We start from the raw sequence: 25,676 nt of genomic DNA, 5'->3' as shown, positions 1-25,676 counted from the left end.
CGAGCCCCGTCATTCCGCCCCGCCACGCTTGCCTGCCCGGACCGGCCCGTGGCAAACTCCGGGCAAAACAGCATTTTCCGGAGGCATCATGCAGATCCGCCACTTGGGCCATATTCTTGCCCTCGCCCTCGCCGCCGCATCGGCAGCAGCCGAAGACGGCGCCTACTGGACCAAGACCGGCAACTGGGACGTCCAGCTCGAACCCCGCATGGACAACGGCTGTTACGCCACCGTCTCGTGGAACAGCGGCACCGGGATCCGTGTCGGCCGCAATCCGGTGCACGACAATTTCTACGTGATGATCTCAAACGAGAACTGGTCCAGCCTGCGCGACGGCCACGACTACACGCTGCAGATCCAGTTCGACAGCCACCCGGTCTGGGACGTGTCTGCCACCGGCTACCAGTTCGAACCCGGAGAGCCGGTCTTCCTCTTCGCCCAAAGCAACAAGATGAATTTCATCCGCGAATTCCAGCGCGCGCTGGTCATGGAGATCTCTTATGACAACGGCAATCAGGACCGGCTGAAACTGAACGGCTCCCGACGCGCCTGGGACGAGGTAGAGGCCTGCCACCGCGCCTCCGCCAACTGGTTCGCCCCGCACGACATGCGCCCCGGTCCCGCCGTCACGCCCCCGGGCGAGGTCAGCAGCGGCAGCCCCGCCGCGGGCGGCAGCAGCGGCAGTGCCGGCAAGACCAAGAACTCCGGCGGCAAGGGCAAGAAGAAGAACTAGGCCGCGCCGGAAACTCCTGTCCCACAATCGCCGTCAATGAACCAGGCGCAGGCGGGGCTATATGGCATCGCCAGTGCAGGCGTTCCCGAAACGCCCTAGCGCAGCACCCGGAACGGCCCCTCCGCCCGCTCCGCGACCTCTTCGGACTCGACTGCCGCAACCCGCGCCAGCTCCGGCCCCCGGTGCAGCGCCCGCACCATCTGCGCGACCTTATCCTCCGGCCCCGTTATCAGCGCCGACACCGACCCGTCCGCCTCGTTCCGGACCCAGCCAGACAGGCCCAGAGCCGAAGCCTCCGCCTGCGTCCAGCCCCGGAACCAGACCCCCTGAACCCGGCCGGTCACGCGGACGCGGAGGGCAATGTCAGCCATGATCACTTGTCCCTGAGATAGTCGAGCACCTCCCCACTACCGCACCCCCGGTTCATTTTCCACAGATCGCGCCCCGCGCGCCTCTCCCAACACCAGTCCCGCGCCGTAGGGTGGGTGGTCCCGCGCCGCACGGCGCGGGTTCACCCACCATTCGTGCCACCCAGCCGAAGCATACGCCGGGCTGAACCACTCTACTTCTTGCCCCGGCCCGCGATTACTCCAAGTGCGGCCCCGATCCCGGCCCCAGCCGCGATCCCGGCGCCGATGTTCCCCATCGCCACGCCGATCCCGGTGCCGATGGCGATCCCGATTGCGATTGCCACACCCATGTTCATGCCGAACCACCTAGCCCCGCTCCCCTGCGTCGCAAGCCCCTCGCGCCCCATTGACGGCGCACCGTTTCGCCAGCATATCACCGCAATGACCGACCTCGCTTACATCCGCAATTTCTCCATCGTCGCCCATATCGACCACGGGAAATCCACCCTTGCCGACCGGCTGATCCAGCTCACCGGCACCGTGGCCGAACGCGACATGAAGGAACAGCTCCTCGATGCCATGGACATCGAGCGCGAGCGCGGGATCACCATCAAGGCCAATACCGTCCGGATCGACTATCCGGCGCAGGACGGCCACACCTACACGCTCAACCTCATCGACACGCCCGGCCATGTCGACTTCGCCTACGAGGTCAGCCGCAGCATGCGCGCCGTCGAGGGCTCGCTGCTGGTCGTCGACGCCACGCAGGGGGTCGAGGCCCAGACGCTCGCCAACGTCTACCAGGCCATCGAGGCGGATCACGAGATCGTGCCGGTCCTCAACAAGATCGACCTCCCCGCCGCCGAACCGGAGCGGGTGAAGGAACAGATCGAGGACGTCATCGGCATCGAGGCCCACGACGCCATCGAGATCTCCGCCAAGACCGGCCTCGGCATCCCCGACGTGCTGGAAGCCATCGTCCAGCGCCTCCCCGCCCCCAAGGGCGACCGCAACGCGCCCCTCAAGGCTATGCTCGTGGACAGCTGGTACGACCCCTATCTCGGCGTCGTCGTCCTGATCCGCGTCATGGACGGCGTCATCCGCAAGGGCGACCGCATCAGGATGATGCAGACCGGCGCCGTCTATGGCGTCGACAAGCTCGCTGTGCTGAAACCCGCGATGGTCGACATCCCCGAGCTTGGCCCCGGCGAGATCGGCATCTGGACCGGCTCGATCAAGCAGGTCCGCGACACCAAGGTCGGCGACACCATCACCCTCGAGAAGAAGGGCACCGACAAACCGCTCCCCGGCTTCAAGCCCTCGGTCCCGGTGGTCTTCTGCGGCCTCTTCCCCGTCGACGCCGCCGATTTCGAGGACCTGCGCGTCGCGATAGAAAAGCTCGCCCTCAACGACGCCTCCTTTACCTTCGAGATGGAAACCTCCGCCGCCCTCGGCTTCGGCTTCCGCTGCGGCTTCCTCGGCCTCCTGCACCTCGAAGTCGTCCGCGACCGGCTCGAACGCGAATACGACATCGACCTGATCACCACCGCGCCCAGCGTGATCTACCACATCCACATGAAGGACGGCACCACGCGCGAGCTGCACAATCCCGCCGACATGCCCGACATCACCACCATCGCCCATATCGAGGAACCGCGCATCAAGGCGACGATCCTCGTCCCCGACGAATATCTCGGCGACGTCCTGAAACTCTGCCAGGACCGCCGCGGCATTCAGGAGGATCTGACCTATGCCGGCACCCGCGCCATGGTGGTCTACGACCTGCCGCTGAACGAGGTGGTCTTCGACTTCTACGACCGGCTGAAATCGGTCACCAAGGGCTATGCCAGCTTCGACTACCAGCTCACCGGCTACCGGCAGGACAACCTCGTCAAGATGTCGATCCTCGTGAACGAGGAGCCGGTCGACGCGCTCTCCATCATGGTCCACCGCGACCGCGCCGAAATGCGCGGCCGCGCCATGGTCGAGAAGCTGAAAGAGCTGATCCCCCGCCACATGTTCAAGATCCCGATCCAGGCGGCCATCGGCGGCAAGGTCATCGCGCGCGAGACCCTGGCTGCGCTGCGCAAGGACGTGACCGCGAAATGCTACGGCGGCGACGCCACCCGGAAGAAGAAGCTTCTGGAAAAGCAGAAGGCCGGCAAGAAGAAGATGCGCCAGTTCGGCAAGGTCGACATCCCGCAGGAAGCGTTCATCAATGCGCTGAAGATGGATGGGTGATCCCCGATCGCGCGGGCATCGGGGATCACGATCGAAGACGGTTTCACCGGCCGCGCCCGGTGCGGTCTTGATCCGCTAGGCGCGGCGGGCCTCACTCGTCGTCGGTTATGATGACCAGATCGAGGTCATCGGGATCGGTCGCTTCGCAGCAATAGGACTCGCAGCTCTGGCAGTCCTTGCAGAACTTCGTGCAGGTCATGGATGTCCCGCCCGGGCTGGTCAATCCGGCCGGCGCAGCGCCCCGATTGATGTTGTTCAGAAGCACCGTGAGGTTCCCGATCGCCTGCGTGAGATCGGACATCTGCTGGGCATTTGCCGGGGGTTGGTTCTGAGCCGTGGCACCCGTGGCCAGGAAGACAGACAACAGAAAAGAGAGTGCGAAAAACCGCATGACAATATCCTTTTTGGGAATCAAGTGTGAAGACCTTCATTCTACCATAAATTGAGCGAAAAACAACTTTGGGGAGCAACCGAGGAACGCGCATGCATGCGCACCACCACGTCCCGGCGCGCTGGAACGAGCACCCTGCGCGTCTGAAACAGCCGATCCCCGCCACATGTTCAGGATCCCCGTCCACGCGGCCATCGGCGGCAAGGTCATCGCGCGCGAGACCCTTGCTGCGCTGCGCAAGCACGTGACGGCGAAATGCTACGGCGGCGACGCCACCTGGAAAAAGAAGCTTCCGGAAAAGCAGAAGGCCAGCAAGAAGAAGATGCGCCAGTTCGGGAAGGTTGATATTCCACAGGAGACGTTTATTAATGCCTTGAAGATGGATGGGTGAAGGTCGCGAAGAATATTCCAGTTAATTCAGAAAAGGTGGGTGACGCTAGCACTCGCGTTGGCTTCCATTACATCAATCGGAACAATAAATATCTACGGATACTTGTCGGTGCTACCGAGCGGGTTCTATCCAGCTCTGGATCCGGGTTTCGTTTTTAACTATTATTTTCAGTTCACTATGGCTATCGCTGCGTCTTCTCTGATCGGCTGGCAATTCGGTGATTTAGTGAACCTTTTTCTCATCGCATTAGAAAAAGCGTCTGCCCGGCAGAAAGATCATATCATAGGTAGGATCGGAGATCTATTTTCCCTGTCATTCCTAGGCGATGTGCGTCAGAGAGTTCTGCAAATTGCATGCGCAGTTTTGGCGTTTTGCATAATCTTTTCTGGGTTCAATGTAATATGGAATTTCATTTTGTATTTGGAATATTTTGTAATAATATTTTTCGTAGCAATAATTGTTAATGCCAATGCTTCAGAGGGGAGTGGGATAAGTTTCTTCGGATTGCTGGATCGAGCTGCTGATAAAGTCAACTTCGAAGATTTTTTGAAGCTTCTATATAAAGCGACACTGCCGGTTGCGATTTTTCTCTTACTCCATTTCTCACACGAACTTGGAAAATCCAGAGCCGAAAGGATTCTTGCGGGCGAGAAAATTGAGGCAACGGTAATTTCCAAGGTTGGCGTTATATTTGCTGTGACAAGCGCAGGTATCATTTTTGCCACTCGGGAGGAATCAGAAGAACCAGATAGCGATCTGCTGTTTGTTCTTCTCAATGGCGACGGGGAAATCGTCCTAAGTTCATTAAGATAGAAAGCAAGCGATGGGTGCGCAGTCATACGCCCTGCGGTTCGCTGAAACTGCCTTCGACCGCCTGATCCGTGAATTCCGGGTCATTCGGCCCTTGCGAATTTCCCGGTGGATCGAAGATTACTGCCAATTGGAAAGCGTAAGGTGCGCATTCATGCGCACCTTACCAGACATCTAGTTGATACACTGATAGACGCGGGTCACGGTCGCGTAGTTGCAACCACCGTAAATGTCAGTTGATTGGCATTGCGTCTTGGTGCCTTCAAATGGATCAGCGTGCCGATAACCCCACGCATTGCAGCGTTTGGTCGCCGACTTCGCAGCCGTTTCCCAATCCACGACTGGGATCTCCAATGCCGAGACATCGAATGACATTTCCACAAGTGCATCTGATCTGCTTCCACCCGTGGGAACAGGTGTCTTTTGCGCTTCACATCCAGCCACGGCAATCAGGCAAACGACGAAAAGGACAGCTTTCCTCACTATCACCCCTCCAATTGTTTTTACTTGCAGAGCACCCCGCCCTGCATCGTTCCAATAGTAGTTAAATTAGTCATAAATACGACCAGCGCATTGACGTAATTTAGCAACCGTAGGGTGGGCAATCTGCCCACCACCCGGCCAACCGCCCCCCCTCCTTGCCTCCCTCCCCCCACACCCTACCCTCCTTCCGCAAAAGGAGGCCCGCTCATGTCCAACCACGTCTATCCCGTCACCGAGGTCTACGGCTCGTCCGAAACCACCATCGACGACGCCATCCGCAACGCCGTGTCCACCGCGTCGAAATCGATCAATCACATCGAATGGATCGAGGTCACGCAGATCCGCGGCCATGTCGAGGGTGGCGAGGTCAAGCATTTCCAGGTTGGCGTGAAACTCGGCTTCCGGTTGGAGGAATAGCGCCGCGACGGAACCGGGCGCGCCGGGCGTAGAACCTCCACGCATTGCAAGGAGGAGACACCGATGCGCGCCCTGGCCGTCCTGCTGCTGACCGCGGCCCCCGCCCTCGCCGCCCCCGGCGACCGGCCCACCGACCTGATCGCCGCCGATCTCGGCATCCCGGAACAGGCCTTCATCGACTGCTTCGCCAACGTCCGCCCCGATCCGGACCACACCCCCTCCGGCGCGCGCCAGCACGCCAACAAGGCCGTCCTCCTGCCCTACCTGCAGGCGGCAAATCCCGCCATCACCAACGCATCGCTGGATACCGTGATGGACCGCTACCGCCCGGAAGGCCCGATGCGGAAACAGGTCCGGCCCGGCGGCTGAAACAATCAAGGGAAGTCCTGTCTCGCTCCGTGACACGCCGTAGTTGCGGCGTACTTTCCCCTACAGCATCCCCTTCCTGCATTCTGCACCGAACAGATGATTTACAGGGAGACCATCATGTTTCGAACCACCGTAACCGCCTTCGCCTTGCTTGCCAGCCCCGCCCTCGCCCAGGACAATCTCGTCAGCGACACCCGCTCGGCAGATGACTTCGCCGCCGCCTTCTGCGCCGCCGACCGGTCCAACCAGCACGTCTTCATCCTTCCGATGGAGCTGTTCCGGGACGGCGGGGAAGTGACCTGCGACGATGGCGTCAGCACGCTCCGCATGAGCGAACCAGAGCACGATCCGGGCCATGCCGAGGTTGCCGTCGACTCTCCGGAAGGCGTCGAGGATGCGTTCGACTGTGACGGCAAGGCCGATCTCGGCATGACGCTCATCGCGATCAACTGCCTTCCGGTCAATCTCGAAACCGCCAGCCACCACTGACACGAAAAAGGGGAGGCGCCCGGCGCCTCCCCTTGTTCCTGAACCTGTGGCCCGGTCCTGTTTCAGTACTGGGCCCGGTTCGACTCTTCCTGCAGCTCTTCGCCGGCGTTCTCCACGTCCTGGCCAAAGCCCTCGACGGTCTCGCAGGCGGCAAGCGCCGCCAGGGCGGTCAGCAGAATCACGATGCGTGTCATTGTCGTCTCCATGTCATTTCCCGACCAACCCGCGAATCGCCTATTCGGTTCCCGGCGCGAAGCGTCCTCACCGTACGTTTGCGCTAACATGCCTGAAATCAATGACTTGACCCCCCGTCCCCATGGGGACGCCCTTTTCGCAGCCGCAGCAGGGGCCCCTGTCCGGCCCGGATAATCCCCAGCCCGCCAACCCCCCGGCCCGCGCCCCGAAAACCGGCCTTTCCCCATACATGTCAACGATTTCATCCCCAGGAAAATTCCATGCTGCACTGCTATTTTCTTGAGAACCCCGATGCCCCTTGTAACAGTTTCATTACCGCAAGGGTTCTCCGGAACCGGCGCGGGGCGCAAGGCTCTCCCGGGCCCGGCGCGGAAGGGACGGTCTGACCGCGCCCGCCCGTGACGGAACCGGAGCTGGACCGCAGCCCGACGGGTTCACCGAACCCAGGGCGCGGCCCTGGCTGCCAAGGGCTGGAGCGCGCCGGATGTCCTCTTCGGAGGGCGGAAGGCACCCACGGCAGGTCTTCGGGCAGGTCGTGTGGCGAAGGTCCCTCGGGGCCGGAGCCAGCCGGACATCCCGTCCCCTCGGACGAGGTGCTTCGGGAAGGCGTCAGGGAGTGCCGCAAGGCACGCTGCAAGGACCGCGTCTGAGCACCTGGCGCCTTTTCCGATTCCAGAAAATCCAGCCACGAAAAAGGCCCGGCCACCCAAGGCAACCGGGCCCTTGACGTCAGTTCTGCATACCGCGTCTATGCACCTGTGAGGCACACATAGCGTGGGCCCGGGCAAAGATCAACTAGATATCCACAGCGTTGATCACTTATCTACAAGATCTCTGCAGCGCCCACAGATCTAGCATATATGACGGATGTATGATGTAGCGCCGGGCACACCCGACCCAGCAAACCTATGCCGCGCGCGCCGCGGCGATCCGCAATTCCAGTTCCGCCGCCGCCGTCGCACGAAAGAACGCGGCCTCACCGGTTTCCGCGATCCGCACCGACAGCCATGCCTGCACCGCGACCCATCCGGCCCGCAGGAACGCATCGGCCATACCCGGCAGCCGCGCCTTGTCGGCGTCCGTCACTTCCTCCGCGAAGGCGCCGAACCGTTCCACCACGGCCAGCGCCCCGGTGTGTTCGGCGCATTCGGCTGCAGCGATCTTCAGGAAGACTTTCACCGCTGCTCCATCCTCGGCCAGGGTCTGCCGCAGCAGAAAGTCCTGGCCCTGCATACCCGTCGTGCCTTCGTAGATCGTGAATACCCGCGCATCGCGCAGGTACTGTTCCACCGGGTAGTCCTTGGTGAACCCGGCGCCGCCCAGCACCTGGATCGCTGCATGGGCGCAATCGAACCCCATCTCGGCGCCGAAATTCTTGATCAGCGGCAGCAACCAGCTGCAAAGCCGCGCCATGTCGGGATCGTCGCCCGACAGGTCCGCCGCACAGGCAGCCTCGACCAGGGCCAGCCGGAACAGGTCGATCCGCGACTTCATCGCCATCAGCTGCCGCTGCACGTCCGCGTGCTGGATAATCGGCACCGCCGGCGCCTTCGGATCACCGCCCTGTCGACGGCTTTCAGCATGCTCCCGCGCCACGTCGTAGGAGCCCAGCGCGATCCCCAACCCCTGGGTCGCCACGCTCAGCCGCATATGCCGGATCATGGTGAAAAGCTGCGGCAGCCCGCGCCCCTCTTCGCCGATCAGCACGGCGGGCGCGTCCTCGAACCGCAGGGCGCAGGTCGGCGAACCGTGGAGGCCCATCTTCTCCTCGATCCGTTCGCAGATCACTCCGGGCCCGCGCTCGACGAAGAACAGCGACAGCCCGCGGGTGCCCGGCGCATCGCCGGTCCGCGCCAACATGCAATGGCCGATCCGGTCTCGCAGGTCGTGATCGCCGAAGGAAATCCAGATCTTCTGCCCGGAAACCTGCCAGCCGTCCGGGCCCTTCTCGGCCCGTGTCCGGATACGGCCAACATCCGACCCGGCCTCGGGTTCGGAGATGCAGATCGTGGCACAGCGTTCGCCCGCCACCAGCGCCGGCACCCAGTCGTCGCGCAGTTCCGCATCGGCCCAGGCAGACAGCAACAGCGCCGCAGACCGCGACCCGCCCGCGCACATCATGAAAGGCGCACAGGCGCGTTCGAACAGCGGGTTCACCGCCGCGAAGACGCTCAGCGGCATTCCCATGCCGCCGAACCGCTCCTCGTGCTCCAGACCCAGCCAGCCGCCCTCGGCCAAGGCATCCCAGGCCGGGCCATACTCTGATGGCAGCGTCACCCTGCCATCCGCAAACCGCGCGCCGACCCGATCGGAAATCGGGCCCACCGGCGCCACCGCGCTCTCGGCCACCTTGGCCGCCTCGCCAAGGATTGCATTCAGGGTTTCGGCATCCAGCACATCGCCCGCCACGCGTGCGAAATTCGGCGTGCGGGACAGGGCGTCCAGCATCGCGTCGGCATTCTCGGAATAGGTCATAACATACTCGGCAGGAACAGGATCAGCGCGGGGAAGGCGATGACGACGATCACCACGAAGATGTCGGCGATCAGGAACGGGATCACGCCCTTGAAGATCTGCATGACCGAGGCGTATTCGCTGGCCACGTTTCGGATGACGAAGACGTTCAGGCCCACAGGCGGTGTGATCATCCCGATCTCCAGCAGCTTGACCGCCAGCACGCCGAACCAGATCAGGTCGATGCCCTCTGCCCGAAAGATCGGCAGCAGCACCGGCAGCGTCACCAGCATCGCGCCGAACGGCTCCATGAACATGCCGAGGATCAGGTACAGCACCACCACGATCACCATCAGCTGGACATAGCCAAGCTCGGCGCCGCTGACGGCTGACGAGATGAAACTGGTCAGCCCCGACAGACCGAGAAACCGCGTGAACATCGCCGCGCCGACGCCGATGATGAACAGCGACGCCGCCGTCATCAGCGTCTCGATCATCGCCGTCCGGAAGATGGCGAAGTTCAACCGCCCCATGGCCAGCGAGATCAGGATGGAGCCCATCGCACCCACGGCCCCCGCCTCGGTCGCGGTGAAGATGCCAGAGAACAGGCCACCGAACACCACCAGCATCAGCAGCAGCACCGGCCAGATCTTCAGCACAGCGCGCCTGGTGTCGATGTCCTGCGCATCCAGCGGGCGCGGCGGCGCCACGTCCGGCCGCAGCCAGCAGGTCAACAGCACGACGCCGGAATAGAACAGCGCCGTCATGATCCCGATGGTGACGCCGCCGATAAAGACCTTGGTCACCGATGTCTCGGCAAAGACCCCGTAGACGATCATCAGGATCGACGGCGGGATCAGCGCCCCGATGGTCCCGCCCGCGGCGATGGACCCGGTGGCAAAGCTGGCCGAATAGCCTGATTTCACCATCTCGGGGATCGCGATCCGCCCCATCGCAGCGGCGGTCGCCAGCGACGAGCCGCAGACGGCGGCAAAGCCCGAACAGGCAAAGATCGAAGAGATCGCCAGCGCCCCCGGTATCCGCCGCAGGACCGCCTTCGCCGCCTCGAACAGCCCGGCGGTCAGCCCGGCATGGAAGGCGATGAACCCCATCAGCAGGAACATCGGCACCGCCGACAGCGTCCAGTTCGCGACGAAGGAATGCGGCGTGTTCGACAGGATGCCCATCGCCGGCGTCAGCCCCAGCATCGACGCTGTACCGCCGAACGATACCGCAACCAGAGCCAGCGCCACCGGCACCCGCAGCGCCAGTAGCAGGAACAGGACGCCGACGCCCATGAAACCTGTCTCGATGCTCATTTCGGTTCCTCCGGCAGGATCAGCCGGATCGCCGTCACCAGAGCGGCCAAAGCGAACCCGATTGGCAGAAGGAAGGACGCGGGCCAGACCACCAGCCGCGTGCTTTGCGACATCACGAAGGTGCCGGTGTTGAAGTTCTGCAGCGCGGTCCTTAGCGTGACCCAGCAAAGCGTGCCGTAAATGATCGTGGACAGCAGCGCCACGATCCAGTCCGACACCTTCTTGCCGTTCGGTCCCAGCAGTCCTTCCAGCACCTCGACCTGCACCATGCCGCCACGCCGTTCGACCCAGGCCAGCGGGATGAAGGCCAGCGCGATCATGTAATACTCGGTGACGATCTCGTAGGTCGCGGGGATCGGGCTGTTCGCCAGGTTCCGCATCGCCACATCCGCCACCACATGCACCATCAGCGCGACGATTGCGATCGCCCCCAGCACCGCCAGTGCCGAGAGCAGCGCATCGCGCACCCGTATCATCTGCTGCATTTCAGGATCGCCCCATCCCTTGAAATGCCCGGGCGCCTCGGACGCCCGGGCCAAGCACTCTTACATCGCGGTGCCGTAGGTCGCGTAGTCGACCTTGTCCCAGACCTCGGCCTGGATCTTCTCGGCCATCGCGACCGGGTCATTGTCGACTTCCTCGGCAATGGCCGTCCACTTGTCGACCAGCTTCAGGAACTCGTCGATCCGGGCAGACCCGTCCTCGATGCCGAAGTTGGATTTCGCCAGTTCTGCCGCCGTTGCCGGCTCGGTCGACACGAACTCCTGGATCGCTTCCACCAGAGACGCATCGGGCTCGACCACTTCGATCCCTGCCTCGGCGGCCGCGGCTTCGGCCTCCGCCGGCATCTCGGCCGACCAGCGGTGGGTGAAGTCGGTGTTCGCGCGGTTCGCCGCACGTACCATTGCGGCGCGGTCCTCGGGCGACAAGCTGTCCCAGGTCATGGTTGACGTCGCAAAGTTCGATGTGGATTCGTACATCCCGATCGGCACATAGGTGATGTACTTGATCACCTCGACCATCCGGAAAGAGATCAGGTCGGCAACCGAGGCCATGGTGCCGTCGATCACGCCCTGGCTCACCGCCTCGAACTGGTCGAAGACCGACATCTGCGCCGGCACCGCACCGAAGTTCTCGGCCAGGCGGCCCCACGGTGCACCGCCAGAGCGCAGCCGCAGACCTTTCAGGTCATCGGCCGTCTTCACCGGCTTGGTTGTCATGAATTCGTACAGGTCGGACGCGCCCGAGCCCAGGAACACCAGCCCGTTGTCGCGCATCTCTTTCTGGCAGGGCTCGCAGAACACCGTGTACTCGGTGACCGCAGCCGCCGTCGCCTGGCTGTTGGTGCCCATCAGCGACAGCTCGCCGGTCAGCGCCATGTTCGGGAAATCCGCCGGGAAATACAGCGGCAGCAGGTTGCCCACCTCGGCCACCTGGCTTTGCAGCGCGTCCTTCATCTGGCCTAGGTTCACCACTTCCGGGCCAAGGATCGTGCCGGTCAGCCGACCGTCGGATTCCTCCGGCAGGTACTTGGCAAAATTCACGTACATTACCCCGTTGGCCGGGTGCGCCGGCGGGGCCGCCGGTGCCAGGCGCAGATCCCGCGCCTCGGCCGAAAACGCTGCCAGCGAGGCCATCAGCGCCAGTCCTGTCAGTGTCTTGAAGTGCATCATGATATCCCTCCCAAGAGATGCGCCCGGTCAGAGGTTCAGCAACCTCACCGCGTTTTCCTTCAGGATGAGCGGGCGAACCTCATCCCGGAACGGAGCGTTTTCGAAATCCTTCAGCCAGCGGTCGGGAGTGATCGCCGGCCAGTCGGAACCGAAAAGAACTTTCTTCCTGATCAGCGAGTTGCAGTATTTCACCAGGATCTCAGGGAAATACTTCGGGCTCCAGCCGCTCAGGTCGATGTAAACGTTGGGCTTGTGCTGGCAGACGGCCAGCGCCTCTTCCTGCCAGGGAAAGGCCGGGTGCGCCATGATGATCGGCATGTCCGGGAAGTCCGCGGCCACGTCGTCGATCGTCATCGGATTGGAATATTTCAGCCGCATCCCCATGCCGCCCTTCATCCCCGACCCGACACCGGTCTGCCCGGTATGGAACAGAGAGATCACGCCCTCGTCCTGGATCGCCTCGTAGATCGGGTAGAACTGCGGATCGTTGGCCCAGAAGCCCTGCATCGTCGGGTGGAACTTGAAGCCCTTCACGCCAAAGTCCCGCACCAGCCGCCGGATCTCGCGGACGCCCGCTTTACCCTTCCACGGATCGACAGAGGCGAACGGGATCAGGATGTCGCTGTTCTCGGCGCAGATCTCGGCCACTTCCTCGTTGGAATAGCGGCGGAACCCGGTGTTCCGCTCCGCGTCCACCGGAAAGATCACCGCGCCGATCTTGCGCTCGCGGAAATAGGCCGCCGTCTCGGGCACCGAGGGCAGCATCCCGTCCTTGCCGGCCGGATTCTTGAAATAATTCGCCATCCCGGCCTGGAACTCGTCGTACCCGTCGTCGCGGTGGCCGCAGCACGGTTCCTCCGCATGCGTGTGGATGTCGATGGCGATCAGGTCGTCGATGTTCATAGTGCCTCCCTGCGGAACCCCGTCATCTTTCCCAGAAGCCGGGCCAGTTCCGCGCATTCCTCTTCGTTCAGCATCGAACGTTCCGCCTCGTGAAAGGTCAGGAACTCGTCGCGATGCTTCGCCACGTAGGTCTCGCCCTCGTCGGTCAACGACAGGTGGACCGAACGGCGGTCGTCCTCCGGCACCCGGCGCTGCAAATGCCCCGCCGACACCATCTTCTGCACCAGCTTGGTCATGTGCGCCGGCTTGATCCGCAGCCAGCGGGCCAGCGTGCCCTGCCGGATATCCGGGTTCAGCCGCACCACCCAAAGCATGGTGAATTCCCCGGGCTTCAGCCCCTGCGGTCCGAGGCGGTCAAAGAACATCTCGAAGCAGTGGACCTGCGCGATGCGCAGCATGAAGCCGAGCGACTCCGCCAGCACGCCGAGTTCGATGGGCTCTTCGTCCATCAAATCGGCAGACTGGCTGTTCATTTCTTGTCCTCCGGGCGCCCCACCTTCCCGGCCTTCTTCTGCAGGAAGGCCTGCAGCCGCGCCTCCGCCTCCGGCGTGGTCGCCGCGAAGGAAGCGATGAAACTTTCCACGAACAGCCCGTCATCCGACGACATGTCCTGGATCCGCGGCAGCCCGTTGATCACCGCGTAATTAGAGAATTCGGCGTTCGTCGCGGCCTTCGCGGCCAGCTCCAGCGCCTTTTCCACCGCAGCGCCTTCCTCGACGACATATTGCACGACATTCCAGCGCTCGGCGGTATCGGCGTCGATCGACCGGCCGGTCAGCATCAGGTCCGTCATCCGCGCCACACCCATCAGCCGCGCCGTCCGGACAGAAGCGCCGCCGCCCACGTAGATTCCCCGCTGCCCCTCGGGCAGCGCGAAGAACGCAGTCGAATCCGCCACGCGAACATGGGTGGAAGAGGCCAGTTCAAGCCCGCCGCCAACCACCGCACCATGCAGGGCAGAGAACCACGGCAGCTTGCCACGCTCGATCCGCGCGAACACCTCGTGCCAGCGGCGCGAGCCATGCACGCCCTCGAACGGCGTTTTCTGGACATGTTCAGCCAGGTCGAGGCCAGCGCAGAAATGCGGGCCGACTCCATGGATCACGCCAGCCTTGGCCTGCGCGTTCGCCATGGAAATTGCACCGTCCAACTCTTCAACGAAAGCATCCGAGATCGCGTTGCGTTTTTCCGGCCGGTTCAGGCCCAGCAAGGCGACATCGCCCCGCATCTCGAAAGTCAGGTACTTCATAAGCCAGCAATCCTCCCAGCGGCGATTTCGCGAGTCACCGCAATTTCACTATCCATGGAAACTATTTCGTTGTAAACAGTTTTCCAAGAGGAGATTGGGGAGGAGCCGATGAGCGAATCACGCCTGCGGAGCGTCGAACTGTGGGATGCCGAAGTCGAGTGGGAAACACGCGACGACGGATCCATTCTGGTCTGGCAGAAGGGCAAGCTGAACCCTTACCCCGACCGCATGTCAGACCGGATCACCCATTGGGCCAAAGAGGCACCCGACCGTACCTGGATGGCAGAACGCGGCCCCGACGGTGCCTGGCAACCGGTTACCTACAAGGAACTTCTGGAACATATCCGCGCCATCGGCCAGGCGCTGCTGGACCTTGGGCTCAGCGCCGAAAAGCCACTCATTATCCTCTCCGGAAACTCCATCGCCCATGCGCTCGTGGCGCTTGCCGCGCAGCATGTCGGCGTACCCTCCGCCGCCATCGCGCCGGCCTATTCGCTGGTGTCCGACGGGTACGAAAAGCTGAAATCGGTTCGCGACCAGATCACCCCCGGCGCTGTCTTCACCCAGAACACGACCAAGTTCACCCCCGCGATGGACGATGTCTTCTCCGGCCTGCCCCGCCTCGGCGTCAGCGGCGCCGGTCTGACCATCGAATGGGACGACCTCCTCGCCACCGTCCCCACCGAAGCCGTCGACATTGCTAACGCCGCCACCGGGCCCGACACGGTGGCGAAGTTCATGTTTACCTCCGGCACGACGGGCAACCCCAAGGCGGTCATCACGACGCAAAGGATGCTCTGCTCCAACCAGGAAATCGTGGCCGACTGCTTCCGTTATTTCCGCACGGAACCGCCGGTGCTTCTGGACTGGGCGCCGTGGAACCACGTGGCCAGCGGCAACAAGGTGTTCAACATGAACATCTACAACGGCGGCAGCTATTATATCGACGGCGGCAAGCCCGTCCCCGGCGCCATCGACCTGACCATCAAGAACCTCAAGGAAATCTCGCCCACCTGGTACTTCAACGTGCCCGTCGGCTACGAGATGCTGGTCCACGCGATGAAAGAGGACGCCGACCTGCGCAAGTCCTACTTCAAGGACCTCAAGCTGATGATGTATGCCGGCGCCGCCATGGCGGAACACACCTGGGCCGATCTCGACCGTCTCGCTGTCGAGACCACGGGAGAGCGCGTGTTCCTCACCACCGGCCTCGGTTCCACCGAAACCGCGCCCTTCGCCTTTTTCTGCACCGAGCCGCAGGACAAGCCCGGCAATGTCGGCATCCCGTCGCGCGAAGTTCTGCTGAAACTCGTTCCCAACGAGGGCAAGTGGGAAGCGCGCGTCAAAAGCCCTTCGGTCACACCCGGCTACTGGCGCGATGAGAAACTGACGTCCGAGCATTTCGACGAGGAAGGCTTCTACCTGCTGGGCGACGCCCTGCGCTTCGCCGATCCCGACGACCCGTCAAAGGGCTTCTTCTTCGACGGACGCGTGGCCGAGAACTTCAAGCTCGCCACCGGCACATGGGTCTCGGTCGGCACGCTGCGCGCGAAACTCACCGATGCGCTGGAGGGGCTGGCCCGCGATGTGGTGATCGTCGGCGAAGGGCACGAAAGCCTCGGTGCCATCCTGATCCCGTTCCGGCCCGCCATCGAAAAGATCGTGCCGGGCGCCGCGGGCATGGATGACGACACCCTGTTCAATCACCCCGCCCTGCGCCGCGCCATCGCCGACAAGCTCGCCGCCTATAACGAGCATGCCACCGGCAGCTCGATGCGGGTTCCCAAGGCGGTGGTGATGACCGAGCCGCTGAATCTCGACAAGGGCGAGGTGACGGACAAGGGTTCGGTCAACCAGCGTGCAGTGCTGCGCAACCACCACGCCTTCGCACTGACGCTCTATTCAGACGACGACCACGTGATCTTCTCCGGCTACCACGCCGCTTGATACCCTGCCGGACGGCTGGCGGCACGGCGCTCCGGCAGGTGCGGGCGCCGCGCCTCCGCTACTCGGCCGGACGGTCGAGGCCGTAAAGGATGTAAAGCGGCGCGCGGCGCAGTTCCGTTACCGGGATTCCGGCCTCGGTGATGTCGTCGAGGATCTGCTTGCGCACCGACAGCAGGTTCGGACAAAGCGGCACCAGCAGGTAATCCGCGCTCTCGATCCCCGGCAGGCCGCCGTAATACCACGGCGCGCCGTGCTCCGGCCGCTGCAGGTCGCCGAACAGCCAGAACGGCGTCAGCACATCCGCCACGAACAGCACGCTGCCGCCACCGAACCCGTTCGACTCCAGATCCTCGACAATGGTTTCGAACCAGGCGATGGCTCCCGACTGCAGCTCGCAATGCGGCAATGCCTGCCCCTGGAAACTCGCCCGTGTCTCCTCGCGCTCGGCCAGCGCCGCACGATCCTCCAGCCCGGACCCCGCCACGTCCAGCGCCACGCGCCCGTCGACCATATTCGCCCGTACGATCGGGATCTTCAGGTCGTGATGCTGCGGCGTCCTCACCAGCATCGGCTGGTAATCCTCGGCCTTGGCGCCCAGATGCCGGAACGGGCTGTAGGCGAGGTTCAGCATCGATGGCAGCGCGAAAGCGCCGGCAACACAGGCCGCCACCACAAGCGCCTGGCTCAGCGGCCAGCCGAAAGGGTTGCGCAGTTCCGGCCGCGGCTCGGGCACCAGCAGCAGCACCGCCAGCAGCATCAGCCACTGCGGATCGTTGCCGAAATTCTGGTAGGTGACATAGACAAAGCCCGGCGTCAGCAGCAGCAACAGCAGGCCCAGCGTCATCTCGCCCGCCTGCCGCAGCAGGATGACCGAGAAGACCAACACCAGGATGCTGCCCAGATAGGCCGGCGCCGTGATCAGGCTGCGCAGGCTCAACCCCGGCTGCGGCCGCAGGGAAGAAGCAAAAACGGTGTGCAGGTCGTTGTAATAGGCGAACCAGAAATCCAGCGTCGCAAAGACCGACACGATCAGCGCCACCGCCAGCCCGCTGACGACCGACAGCCGCAGCGACCGGATGCCGCCGTTCAGCGCCAGCCCGACCACCACCGGGATCGCGAAGGCCGCGAAATAGGTGACCTTGCACAGTGCCAGGAACGCCATCCCAAGCCCGATGATCACCCCGTCCAGTGACTCGTTGCGGAAATCCCGCGGCGGCAGGGCCGCCAGCGCGATCACGACATAGCTCACCGCCCAGGCCCAGCGGTTGTAGTGCATCGAGATAGAGACGGATCGCTCCGTCTCGCCATGCACCAGCCCGAGAACCAGAATAAAGACAGATATTCCAAACAGATAAGCCGCCCGCCGCGGCAGCCGCGACATGCCGGTCCAGAACACCGCCGGCAGCAGGATAAAGGCCAGCAGCACCTGGCTCAGCAGGATCGACTTGCCGACGCCGATGCCGATGTTCAGGAACAGCACGATTGGCGCGAACGCCATCAGCCCGATCGGCGTCATGAAGTCGATATGCGGCCACTCCCCGCTCGCCATGCGGAAAACGATCTGCAGAAGGTGCAGAGTATCGCCCTCGTGCTTGGCGATATAGAACCCGCCCTTCGCCAGCGTCACCGTGCCCAGCACCACGATAACAGCCACCAGAAATGCGATGTAGACTGCGGGATTAGGTCTGCTCATGCCCTCGCCACGTCCATTTTTTGCCACAGTAACCTGTCAGAAGACTACGCGACAGACCAAGTCAAGTGCCTCTACCAAAAGGCCGCTTGGGAAGAATCGACCGATGGAGAGCAGTAGATGAACATGGAGTCTTCGCCGGTTCTGGCGCCGCCGGCCCCGAAAAGCCTCGAGGCAACCGGCCTGCCGACCGTGGTGATGCGTGACATCCTGCTGAAGACGATGTTCCGCCGGAACCTCGACATGGTCACCGATATGGCCAGGGTCCTGGCGCTGCCGGTGCAGGTCACGCAGGAACTCGTCGATCTCTGCCGCACGCAGAAACTTGTCGAAGCGACAGGTACGCTCCACGCCAACTCCGGTGGCGAGATGGGCTTCCAGCTATCCGATGGCGGCAAGGCCCGCGCCCTCGATGCGCTGTCCCAGTCGGAATACTACGGCGCCATGCCGGTCCCGCTCGAGGATTACGGCCAGCAGGTCAAGCGCCAGTCGATCCGCAACATCCAGATCACCCGCGATCAGCTGACCGGTTCGATGGGCCACCTGATCCTGCCCGACGACCTGCTTGATCAGCTTGGCCCCGCGGTCGGCGCCGGCCGCTCGATCCTTATGTACGGCCCGCCGGGCAACGGTAAATCCTCGATCTCGAACGGTATCCGTGACGCGCTTGGCGACAATATCTTCGTCCCACGCGCGATCTTCTACTCGGGCCAGGTCATCACCGTCTACGACCCCATCGTCCACACCGTGGCCGAGGAACTGGAAGACGACCCGACCCAGCTGCGGCGGATCTCGAACCGCTACGACCGCCGCTACGTGCTGTGCGAACGTCCTACCGTGATCACCGGCGGTGAATTGTCGCTCGACATGCTCGACCTCGTCTACAACGCCACCAGCCGCACCTATCAGGCGCCGCTGCAGCTCAAATCCACCGGCGGAGTTTTCATCGTCGACGACCTTGGCCGCCAGAAGGAACCGCCGCAGGCCCTGATCAACCGCTGGATCGTCCCGCTCGAAGAATCCAAGGACATCCTCGCCCTGCAATCGGGCGAAAAGTTCGAGGTTCCCTTCGACACGCTGGTGATCTTCTCCACCAACTTCCACCCGAACGAGATCTTCGACAAAGCGGCGCTTCGCCGGATCTTCTTCAAGATCAAGATCGACGGCCCGTCGCAGCAGGACTACCTCAAGATCTTCGCCATGGTCGCCAAGAAGCGGAAGATGCCGCTGGACGAAGGCGCGCTGGTGCACCTGATCAAGAACAAGTACCCGACGATCAACAACATCTACGCGAACTACCAGCCGATCTTCCTGATCGACCAGATGATCGCGATCTGCGAGTTCGAAGGCATCCCCTACCAGATGACCCCGGAACTGATCGACCGCGCCTGGGCGAACATGTTCGTCAAGGACGAGGTGATCGTGAAGTAAGCCCGGTCCCCGAGCGGACGTATTGGCGGAGCCTACGGGCTCCGTTTCCGTTTCTGGGGCAGCCCCACCGGGCGCCATAGGCTGTCTCAGTTCTCTCCCAGCCCACGGGTCATCGCCGCGACCAGCGCGTCGACCTCTTCCTCCAGCCGATCCGCTGGAACGCCGACAAACCGGCGCTCAAGCGACAACAGCACGACACCGTGCACGGAACTGAACAAGGTCCGGGCGCGCAGCGACAGGCCCTCCTCGTCAAGATCCGGGCGCAGCGTCTTCAGCGGCTCGAATATCTGCGAGATCAGCCGTGCATGCAGGTCGTGGTACCAATCCGGCACGACGGTCGTCTCCGCCGGGTTCTGGTTGAACACCGCCCACCAGAACACTTCGTTCTCCAGCGCAAAGCGGACATAGGCGCGGGCCAGCTTCCGCATCCCGGCGCCGGGATCGTCTGCCGTCACCTCGACCGCCGCCAGCGCCGCGCCCATACGCTCCAGCGTGCGCGCGTTCGCGGCAAAGATCGCGTGGTCGAAATCCTCGAACACGGTGTAGATCGCCGCCGCCGAACACCCCGCGGCCTTCGCGACATCGCGGGCGGACAGCTGGCCGATTCCCTGCGTCTTGATACGGTCGAGAATCGCCTCGATGATCCGGTCACGCATGGCGGCGCGCTTTGGCGACAACTTTTTTTCTTCTGTTACCAACGGTTTGTCCGATTTATGTGAACGGTGTTCACAAAATTCTTGCACGAATGGGAATCAGCGTCCACAGTAAAAAAGTGAACACTGTTCACAGATTGCTGAAAGAGGACCAGATGCTGTTGAAGAGCCTGACGACCATACTGCGCGGCCACGTCGAGGATGCGGCACAAGACGTTGTGGATGCCAACACCGTACCGCTCCTGCGCCAGCAGATCCGGGACTGCGTGGCGGCGCACGAAGCCGGCCGCCGCGCCGTCGCCACCATCGCGGCGCAATGCGCCGCCGAACGCAGAACCGAGGAACGGCTTGCCGAACGCCTCGCCGACCTCGAAACCCGCGCCCTCGCCGCGCTCGACCACGGCAGCGACGATCTCGCGCACGAGGCGGCCGCCGCGATCGCCGACATAGAAACCGAACTCGACGGCGTCCACCGGACGGTCGCCATCTATTCCCGCGAACAGTCCCGGCTGCGCGCCATGGTCGCCCAGCAAAAGGCCCGCCTCAGCGAACTTCGACGGGGCGAACGGCTGGCCGTCGCCACCATCGCCGCAAGACAGGCAAGCCGCTTCACCGCCTCTGCCGGCCGATCGACCCTGTCAGAGGCCGAGGCAACCCTGACCTGTCTCCGCGAACGTCTCGAGGCCGACGAAGCCGCGGCGGCGGCCCTCGTCGAACTCGACGCCGAAAGCAATGCCGATGCGGTCCGAGACCGCCTCGCCGACCATGGCTTCGGCACGCCGGTGCGCGTCACCGCCGACGCCGTCATCGCCCGCCTCCGGGCGCGTCAGACCGCCACGACCTGCTGACACATCCCCTGTTCAAACCAGACGGACCAAAGGACTGACCCATGAGCGACCAGACCACCAAACCCCGCGCCCAGCGCAGCAACGCCTACGAACTTTTCACTTACCTGCAATTCGCAATCGCCGCCTTCATGATGGCGGCCGGCATTTACAACCTTCAGGCCACGCTCACGGCGAAAGGCTATTATGCCATGGCGGCGATCATGCTCGTCTCGACCGCCGTCACGATCACCAATTCGGTCCGCGACCGGGAAGAGACCAAACGCCTGCACAACGCCATCGAGGAAGCCCGTACCAACCGCCTCCTCCGCGAATCCGGCGACTGAGGCCGCGCAGTTCACCGGGCATCCGGCACATGAAAGCAAACGCCGCTTCGCCCGACACGGGCGAAGCGGCGCAACTCTTGGACCAACTGTTCCGAAAAACCGTCTGGCTCTACTCCGCCGGCGTCCGTGCCGCCGGCACCCGGTCCGACAGCGGAACCTCGTGCATCAGCATTGCCACAAGGCAGGCAATGGCCGCCAGGATCGCCGCAATGTAGAAACAGGGATGCAGCGCGGCCGCGATTGCGTGGGTGACCTGGCTCTGCACCGCCGGATCCATCTGTGTAATCGCCTGCGCGGTCAGCGACCGCGGGCTGGCCCCGCCCAGCGTCTCGGCCGCGTCGCCCAGTTCGCGCGCCAGCCCATGGGCAAAGATCCCGCCGAACATCGCCGTGCCCAGCGACCCGCCGATCAGGCGGAACATGTTGGCGCTCGCCGTGCCCACGCCAACCATCCGCGCCGGCACCGAGTTCTGGATCGCCGTCACGCCGACACCCATCACCGGCCCGATGCCCAGACCCGCCGCCGTCACCGCCACCGCGATCATCCAGTTCGGGGTCTCCGGCTTCAGCGTGGCAAGGAACAGCATCGCCGCGGTCAGCAGCATGGTAGAGAACACCGGCAGCATCTTGTAGCGCCCGGTCCGCGACATCACCTGACCCGCCATCGCCGACCCTCCGATCATCCCCAGCATCATCGGGAACACGAAAAGCCCCGAGGTGGACGGCTCCAGCCCCTTCACCACCTGCATGAAGGTCGGGATGAAGGTGATGGTGCCGAACATCGCCACCCCGGTAACCGCGCCCACCGTATTCGACACCACGAAGTTGTTGATCCGGAACAGCTCCAGCGGAAGGATCGGCTCCGCCGCCCGGCGCTCCGCGAAGATGAAGGCGCCAAGCGCGACGAACACCGCCGCGACAAGGGCCATCATCATCGGGCTCGTCCAGGGGACGGGGTCGCCGCCGACACTGGCGATCGTGACGGCCAGGGAGAGAGAAACCGTCAGTAGCACCGCACCCGGATAGTCGATGGAAGGCTTCCGGTCGGCGCTATGTGATTCCAGTACGGCGGCGATTACGCCGAAGGCCAGCAAGGCCAGCGGCACGTTGGCAAGGAACATCCAGCTCCAGTGAAAATGTTGCACCACGAAGCCGCCCGCCAGCGGGCCGACAACCGTGGAAAAACCGAAGACGCCGCCCAGGTAGCCCTGATACTTGCCGCGCTCCCGCGGCGAGACGACATCGGCGACAGTGGCCATGGAAACGACGATCAGCCCGCCGCCGCCCAGCCCCTGCACGAAACGGCCGACCACCAGCACCGACAGCGTCGGGGCCATGGCGCAGATCAGCGCGCCGATCAGGAACACCACGATCCCGACCTGCAGCACCTTCTTCCGACCGAACAGATCGCCCAGCTTGCCGAAGACCGGCGCCCCGACCGTCGCGGCCAGCAGGTAGGCGGTGATGACAAGCGCGATCTGATCCAGCCCGCCGAGATCACCGACGATGATCGGCAGGGCCGTCGTCACCACCGTCTGGCCCATCGAGGCCAGCAGCAGAACACAGCACACGGCGATAAAGACCAGCCGAATTCTGGCCCTGTCGACACCAATGGAATGCGTTTCGGTCAAATCCGTCAATTGGGGGCGTCCTGAGTCTTTCGTTGCCGGATCGCAGGGCCAGCAAAACTGCGGTCGCCGGCGCGTCCGTATCGTTTCTCCCTATTTGTGCCATTGGCAATTGCATGTCAATAGCATGTATTTGTCAAAGTCTCCCTTTTCGCGTAATCTGCGCCGAACGGATGGGCCGGAGGACGGGGACATAGCCTCTCAGGACAAGCAGATCGCGGATTTTCTCGAATCCGCGGGGATCGACAGGCAGGTAAGCCAGGTCGCCTTCGAGATCGACGCGGTGCTCCAGCAATGGCGCCGCCGGGTGAACAAGCGCGAGCTTGCAACGGCCGCCCTGCGCGCCTTCGGCCTCGATGACGAGCTGGACCAGGCGCAGTTCGACGTTCTCGTCGCCATCGCGGCGCCGGCGCTGGAATTCGGCGAGGAACGCGAATCCGAAACCATGGTCTCCACCGTCGCCGCCCGGCTCAGGATCGACCCCTCGCGCGCCTCGCGCCTGGTCAGCGACCTGATCGGCAAGGGCCTCGCCCGCCGCGCCGTCAGCCAGCAGGACGCCCGCCGCACCATCGTCGAACTCACCGCCCGCGGCACCGCCATCGTCGACGCGGTGCGCCGGTTCAAATTCCTGGTAATGGGCGAATTCCTGTCCGGCTGGACCGAAGTGGAACGCCAGACCTTCGTCCCCCTGATGGCCCGCTTCGTCGCCTGGGCGGACGAGGCGCAATCCGTCGGCCCGGAGCGCTTCCCTGACGAAATCGCCGCCATCGCCGAACGGCTGGCAAGGAAATGCGCGTCGTAAACCGGATGCCGCGAGGCATCCGGTAGCCGCTCCGCTCAGCCCCCGGACACCGCCCGCCGCGCGATCTGGTCCGTCGCCAGATGCGCCGAGTCCAGCGCGCCCACCTGCCAGCCCGGCCAGTAGCTGAACCAGTCGCCCGCCATGAACACCCGGTTCCCGATCGCGTCCGCCGCCGCCATCCGGGCAAAGACATCCGGCTGCGAAAATGCCGTCTCGTTGGCCCATCCGCCCGCCTGGTACGGGATCTTCGCCCAGGCAATCGACACGCCGTTGCCGGCAAAGACCTTGTCGCGATACCCGGGATGCAGCTTTTCACCTCCCGCCAGCGCCGCCTCGATCCGCTCATCTCGCGTCAGTGCCTGAAACTCCGCGGCATCCTCGCCCCGGTTATAGGCCCCGGTCAGCACGCCCGTCGGCGAGTTGAAGCTGTAATTCGGATACCAGATCTGGCTGATCGGCCCCTTGGTCCAAGAGATCCCACCATAAATGCGGTCCTCCTCTTCCCAGAACCGCGACCGTCCCTGGAACCCGACCTTGCAGGCCGGCGTGATATAGACCTCCGACAGGATCTGCCGCGTTACCCCGTCCATGAAGTTTCCGCCCAGCCGCGCCAGCAGTGGCGCCGACAGAGTCGCAACAACGAAATCTGCGCTGTGGCTCATGCCGTCGCCGGTCCGCACCGTGGCCCCACTGTCATTCAGATCGATCGCCTGTACTGGCTGTTCCAGCACGATCAGATCGCCCACGGTCTGCCCTTCTGCGACCTCCGCCTCCAGGAAACCCTTCCAGATCATGTCCATCCCGTCGACCGGCTGCATCAGCGAGGTCTGCCAGAAATACTCCAAGTCATTGAACATCTCACTGTTCCAGAAGTCCGAGGCCATGACTTCGTCCAGCGACAGCGTCGGCCAGGGGCGACCGGGCGTCCGCACATCGCCCGGGTCCACGGAATAACCGGCGCGCACGTAGTCGCTCTTTAGTTCGGCCCCCGCGTAGACAAGCTGCGCCCCGTCATAGGTGAGCTGCCCGAAATGGGTCAGCATCTGCAGGAACGCCTCGGTGTCGCCGGCGCTCAGCGGCATGTCCAGCGCGCCCTGGTCCGCGACCTTCGCCAGCATCTCGGCCAGCGCTCCGCGCAGGTCGTTCTTCAACCGCCGCACCTGTACCGGGCGCCCGCCGTTCCAGTGGTCGTTCTGCATCAGGTTCGCCTTGTCCATGTAAAGGTAAGGCTGCAGCGCGACGCCCAGTTCGCGGCAATAATCCAGCACCCGCGTATGGTGCTGCGGGATCCGCCCCGGCCCGGCGTTCAGGTAGTTGTCGGGGTCGTCCGGCGGCACGTCACCCACCTGCTCGAACACCATTGTCGTATCCGAATTCCAGTCCCACTCGCGGAAACTGTCGCCATTGCGCAGGGTCAGGCTGCGCCCGCCCGGCCGGTCGGTCGCTTCGAGGATCGTCACCTCGCCCCCGGCCCGCGCCAGCCGCATCGCGCTGCACAGCCCTGCGATCCCGGCGCCGATGACGATAACGCTCTTGCCTTGCAGGCTGCCGCTCGGCAGCGGTGCTGTGGTATTGCCTGCGGCCAGCGCACCGCGCCCCATCAGGTCAAATGCCGCAAGGGCGGAATAGGCCGCACCGGCCCCGCCAAGCGAGGCTAGGCCCCTGATAAATCCGCGGCGGGTCAATGGACGGGAACGCAAGGCCATATCAAATCCTCCCAATGGCACTCTGGAACGAAGTAACTCAACGTAAGAATTTCGACCTAAACGGTAGTCAGGCAACGCAAACACGTCCATAGGTTTTCAGGGACAGTCCTTCTTCGCAGCATTCCCTGTAGTTCTCGCGGGGTAACACGGCGTCCTGCCCCGACGGCACGCGAATGTTCGCG

27 protein-coding genes and 1 pseudogene are annotated in these 25,676 nt (G+C 63.5%); 12 read left to right on the top strand and 16 right to left on the bottom strand.

The genetic code is table 11. The features are described 5' to 3' along the window. The first annotated feature begins 88 nt into the window (after positions 1-88). Positions 89-733 (top strand): hypothetical protein, encoded by a 645-nt coding sequence (locus HCO70_RS01975; protein WP_172292567.1) that lies wholly within the window; start codon positions 89-91, stop codon positions 731-733. Positions 734-828: 95 nt separating this feature from the next. Here HCO70_RS01975 and HCO70_RS01970 read toward each other — a convergent pair whose 3' ends face one another. Beyond that, complete coding sequence (locus tag HCO70_RS01970) at positions 829-1,104, bottom strand: acylphosphatase (protein WP_172292566.1); 276 nt, start codon at positions 1,102-1,104, stop codon at positions 829-831. Between the two features lie 191 nt (positions 1,105-1,295). Then, positions 1,296-1,439: a hypothetical protein gene (locus HCO70_RS01965; RefSeq protein WP_172292564.1), complete on the bottom strand. Its 144-nt coding sequence runs from the start codon at positions 1,437-1,439 to the stop codon at positions 1,296-1,298. An 85-nt stretch (positions 1,440-1,524) separates the two neighbouring features. Here HCO70_RS01965 and lepA point away from each other — a divergent pair, with 85 nt between their 5' ends. Then, positions 1,525-3,324 (top strand): translation elongation factor 4, encoded by a 1,800-nt coding sequence (lepA, locus tag HCO70_RS01960; RefSeq protein WP_172292563.1) that lies wholly within the window; start codon positions 1,525-1,527, stop codon positions 3,322-3,324. Positions 3,325-3,415: 91 nt separating this feature from the next. On the opposite strand, the gene HCO70_RS01955 is transcribed toward lepA, so the two are convergent. Then, positions 3,416-3,715, bottom strand: coding sequence for a hypothetical protein (locus tag HCO70_RS01955; RefSeq protein WP_172292561.1), 300 nt, complete (start codon positions 3,713-3,715; stop codon positions 3,416-3,418). A 109-nt stretch (positions 3,716-3,824) separates the two neighbouring features. Between HCO70_RS01955 and HCO70_RS01950 the strand changes: the two are divergent. Both HCO70_RS01950 and HCO70_RS01945 read left to right on the top strand, forming a co-directional pair. Continuing rightward, positions 3,825-4,106: pseudogene (locus HCO70_RS01950) on the top strand (elongation factor 4); the annotation flags it as partial. Positions 4,107-4,145: 39 nt separating this feature from the next. Next, the gene (locus HCO70_RS01945) at positions 4,146-4,919 is read left to right on the top strand and encodes a hypothetical protein (RefSeq protein WP_172292560.1); all 774 of its coding nucleotides are present in this window, start codon (positions 4,146-4,148) and stop codon (positions 4,917-4,919) included. Between the two features lie 171 nt (positions 4,920-5,090). On the opposite strand, the gene yecR is transcribed toward HCO70_RS01945, so the two are convergent. Beyond that, positions 5,091-5,360, bottom strand: a complete 270-nt coding sequence (gene yecR / locus HCO70_RS25080) for a YecR family lipoprotein (RefSeq protein WP_371742192.1) — start codon at positions 5,358-5,360, stop codon at positions 5,091-5,093. Positions 5,361-5,606: 246 nt separating this feature from the next. Between yecR and HCO70_RS01935 the strand changes: the two genes are divergently transcribed. The 3 genes from HCO70_RS01935 (at position 5,607) to HCO70_RS01925 (ending at position 6,674) form a co-directional block, all read left to right on the top strand. Continuing rightward, the gene (locus tag HCO70_RS01935) at positions 5,607-5,816 is read left to right on the top strand and encodes a dodecin (protein ID WP_172292556.1); all 210 of its coding nucleotides are present in this window, start codon (positions 5,607-5,609) and stop codon (positions 5,814-5,816) included. A gap of 63 nt (positions 5,817-5,879) precedes the next feature. Next, positions 5,880-6,185, top strand: coding sequence for a hypothetical protein (locus tag HCO70_RS01930; RefSeq protein WP_172292555.1), 306 nt, complete (start codon positions 5,880-5,882; stop codon positions 6,183-6,185). A gap of 117 nt (positions 6,186-6,302) precedes the next feature. After that, positions 6,303-6,674: a hypothetical protein gene (locus tag HCO70_RS01925; RefSeq protein WP_172292553.1), complete on the top strand. Its 372-nt coding sequence runs from the start codon at positions 6,303-6,305 to the stop codon at positions 6,672-6,674. 62 nt (positions 6,675-6,736) lie between these two features. Here HCO70_RS01925 and HCO70_RS01920 read toward each other — a convergent pair whose 3' ends face one another. The 8 genes from HCO70_RS01920 to HCO70_RS01885 all read right to left on the bottom strand — a co-directional run bounded on the left by HCO70_RS01920 (position 6,737) and on the right by HCO70_RS01885 (position 14,467). Continuing rightward, a complete protein-coding gene (locus HCO70_RS01920; RefSeq protein WP_172292552.1) occupies positions 6,737-6,868 on the bottom strand; it encodes an entericidin A/B family lipoprotein in 132 nt (43 codons plus the stop codon). A 907-nt stretch (positions 6,869-7,775) separates the two neighbouring features. Further along, positions 7,776-9,344 carry an acyl-CoA dehydrogenase family protein gene (locus HCO70_RS01915; RefSeq protein WP_172292550.1) on the bottom strand — a complete coding sequence of 523 codons (1,569 nt, stop codon included), beginning with the start codon at positions 9,342-9,344 and terminating at the stop codon, positions 7,776-7,778. After that, positions 9,341-10,642 carry a TRAP transporter large permease gene (locus HCO70_RS01910; protein WP_172292549.1) on the bottom strand — a complete coding sequence of 434 codons (1,302 nt, stop codon included), beginning with the start codon at positions 10,640-10,642 and terminating at the stop codon, positions 9,341-9,343. The genes HCO70_RS01915 and HCO70_RS01910 overlap by 4 nt, the downstream gene beginning before the upstream one ends. After that, positions 10,639-11,127, bottom strand: coding sequence for a TRAP transporter small permease (locus HCO70_RS01905; RefSeq protein ID WP_172292547.1), 489 nt, complete (start codon positions 11,125-11,127; stop codon positions 10,639-10,641). Before HCO70_RS01905 ends, HCO70_RS01910 begins: the two co-directional genes overlap by 4 nt. Positions 11,128-11,187: 60 nt before the next feature. After that, positions 11,188-12,315 carry a C4-dicarboxylate TRAP transporter substrate-binding protein gene (locus HCO70_RS01900; RefSeq protein ID WP_253913088.1) on the bottom strand — a complete coding sequence of 376 codons (1,128 nt, stop codon included), beginning with the start codon at positions 12,313-12,315 and terminating at the stop codon, positions 11,188-11,190. A 27-nt stretch (positions 12,316-12,342) separates the two neighbouring features. Then, complete coding sequence (locus HCO70_RS01895) at positions 12,343-13,218, bottom strand: amidohydrolase family protein (protein WP_172292545.1); 876 nt, start codon at positions 13,216-13,218, stop codon at positions 12,343-12,345. Next, positions 13,215-13,691 carry a MarR family winged helix-turn-helix transcriptional regulator gene (locus HCO70_RS01890; protein ID WP_172292543.1) on the bottom strand — a complete coding sequence of 159 codons (477 nt, stop codon included), beginning with the start codon at positions 13,689-13,691 and terminating at the stop codon, positions 13,215-13,217. The genes HCO70_RS01895 and HCO70_RS01890 overlap by 4 nt, the downstream gene beginning before the upstream one ends. After that, positions 13,688-14,467, bottom strand: a complete 780-nt coding sequence (locus tag HCO70_RS01885) for a crotonase/enoyl-CoA hydratase family protein (RefSeq protein WP_172292541.1) — start codon at positions 14,465-14,467, stop codon at positions 13,688-13,690. The genes HCO70_RS01890 and HCO70_RS01885 overlap by 4 nt, the downstream gene beginning before the upstream one ends. A 108-nt stretch (positions 14,468-14,575) precedes the next feature. Here HCO70_RS01885 and HCO70_RS01880 point away from each other — a divergent pair, with 108 nt between their 5' ends. Continuing rightward, positions 14,576-16,414 carry a feruloyl-CoA synthase gene (locus HCO70_RS01880; protein ID WP_172292539.1) on the top strand — a complete coding sequence of 613 codons (1,839 nt, stop codon included), beginning with the start codon at positions 14,576-14,578 and terminating at the stop codon, positions 16,412-16,414. 58 nt (positions 16,415-16,472) lie between these two features. Here HCO70_RS01880 and HCO70_RS01875 read toward each other — a convergent pair whose 3' ends face one another. Further along, the gene (locus HCO70_RS01875) at positions 16,473-18,107 is read right to left on the bottom strand and encodes a hypothetical protein (protein WP_172292537.1); all 1,635 of its coding nucleotides are present in this window, start codon (positions 18,105-18,107) and stop codon (positions 16,473-16,475) included. Positions 18,108-18,224: 117 nt separating this feature from the next. Between HCO70_RS01875 and HCO70_RS01870 the strand changes: the two genes are divergently transcribed. Then, the gene (locus HCO70_RS01870) at positions 18,225-19,535 is read left to right on the top strand and encodes an ATPase (protein ID WP_172292535.1); all 1,311 of its coding nucleotides are present in this window, start codon (positions 18,225-18,227) and stop codon (positions 19,533-19,535) included. Between the two features lie 86 nt (positions 19,536-19,621). Here the strand turns inward: HCO70_RS01870 and HCO70_RS01865 are convergent, their stop codons facing one another. Continuing rightward, positions 19,622-20,191, bottom strand: coding sequence for a TetR-like C-terminal domain-containing protein (locus HCO70_RS01865; RefSeq protein WP_172292533.1), 570 nt, complete (start codon positions 20,189-20,191; stop codon positions 19,622-19,624). 116 nt (positions 20,192-20,307) lie between these two features. On the opposite strand from HCO70_RS01865, the gene HCO70_RS01860 reads away from it, so the two are divergent. Together HCO70_RS01860 and HCO70_RS01855 are read left to right on the top strand one after the other, a co-directional pair. Next, on the top strand, positions 20,308-21,036 hold the full coding sequence (locus HCO70_RS01860) for a PspA/IM30 family protein (RefSeq protein WP_216665231.1): 729 nt from the start codon (positions 20,308-20,310) through the stop codon (positions 21,034-21,036). 41 nt (positions 21,037-21,077) lie between these two features. Next, entirely contained in the window at positions 21,078-21,359 is a 282-nt protein-coding gene (locus HCO70_RS01855) for a YiaA/YiaB family inner membrane protein (protein ID WP_172292529.1), read from the top strand. Between the two features lie 109 nt (positions 21,360-21,468). Here the strand turns inward: HCO70_RS01855 and HCO70_RS01850 are convergent, their stop codons facing one another. Next, a complete protein-coding gene (locus HCO70_RS01850; RefSeq protein ID WP_253913087.1) occupies positions 21,469-22,998 on the bottom strand; it encodes an MDR family MFS transporter in 1,530 nt (509 codons plus the stop codon). A gap of 115 nt (positions 22,999-23,113) precedes the next feature. On the opposite strand from HCO70_RS01850, the gene HCO70_RS01845 reads away from it, so the two are divergent. Next, complete coding sequence (locus HCO70_RS01845; RefSeq protein ID WP_172292527.1) at positions 23,114-23,788, top strand: MarR family winged helix-turn-helix transcriptional regulator; 675 nt, start codon at positions 23,114-23,116, stop codon at positions 23,786-23,788. A gap of 35 nt (positions 23,789-23,823) precedes the next feature. Here HCO70_RS01845 and HCO70_RS01840 read toward each other — a convergent pair whose 3' ends face one another. Next, a complete protein-coding gene (locus HCO70_RS01840; protein WP_172292525.1) occupies positions 23,824-25,494 on the bottom strand; it encodes an FAD-dependent oxidoreductase in 1,671 nt (556 codons plus the stop codon). Between the last annotated feature and the right edge of the window lie 182 nt (positions 25,495-25,676).

The organism is Pseudoruegeria sp. HB172150 (assembly GCF_013184805.1).
GTDB lineage: Bacteria > Pseudomonadota > Alphaproteobacteria > Rhodobacterales > Rhodobacteraceae > Psychromarinibacter.
The sequence above is the reverse complement of the archived record's forward strand: the minus strand, read 5'-3'. Positions and strand labels throughout refer to the sequence as shown.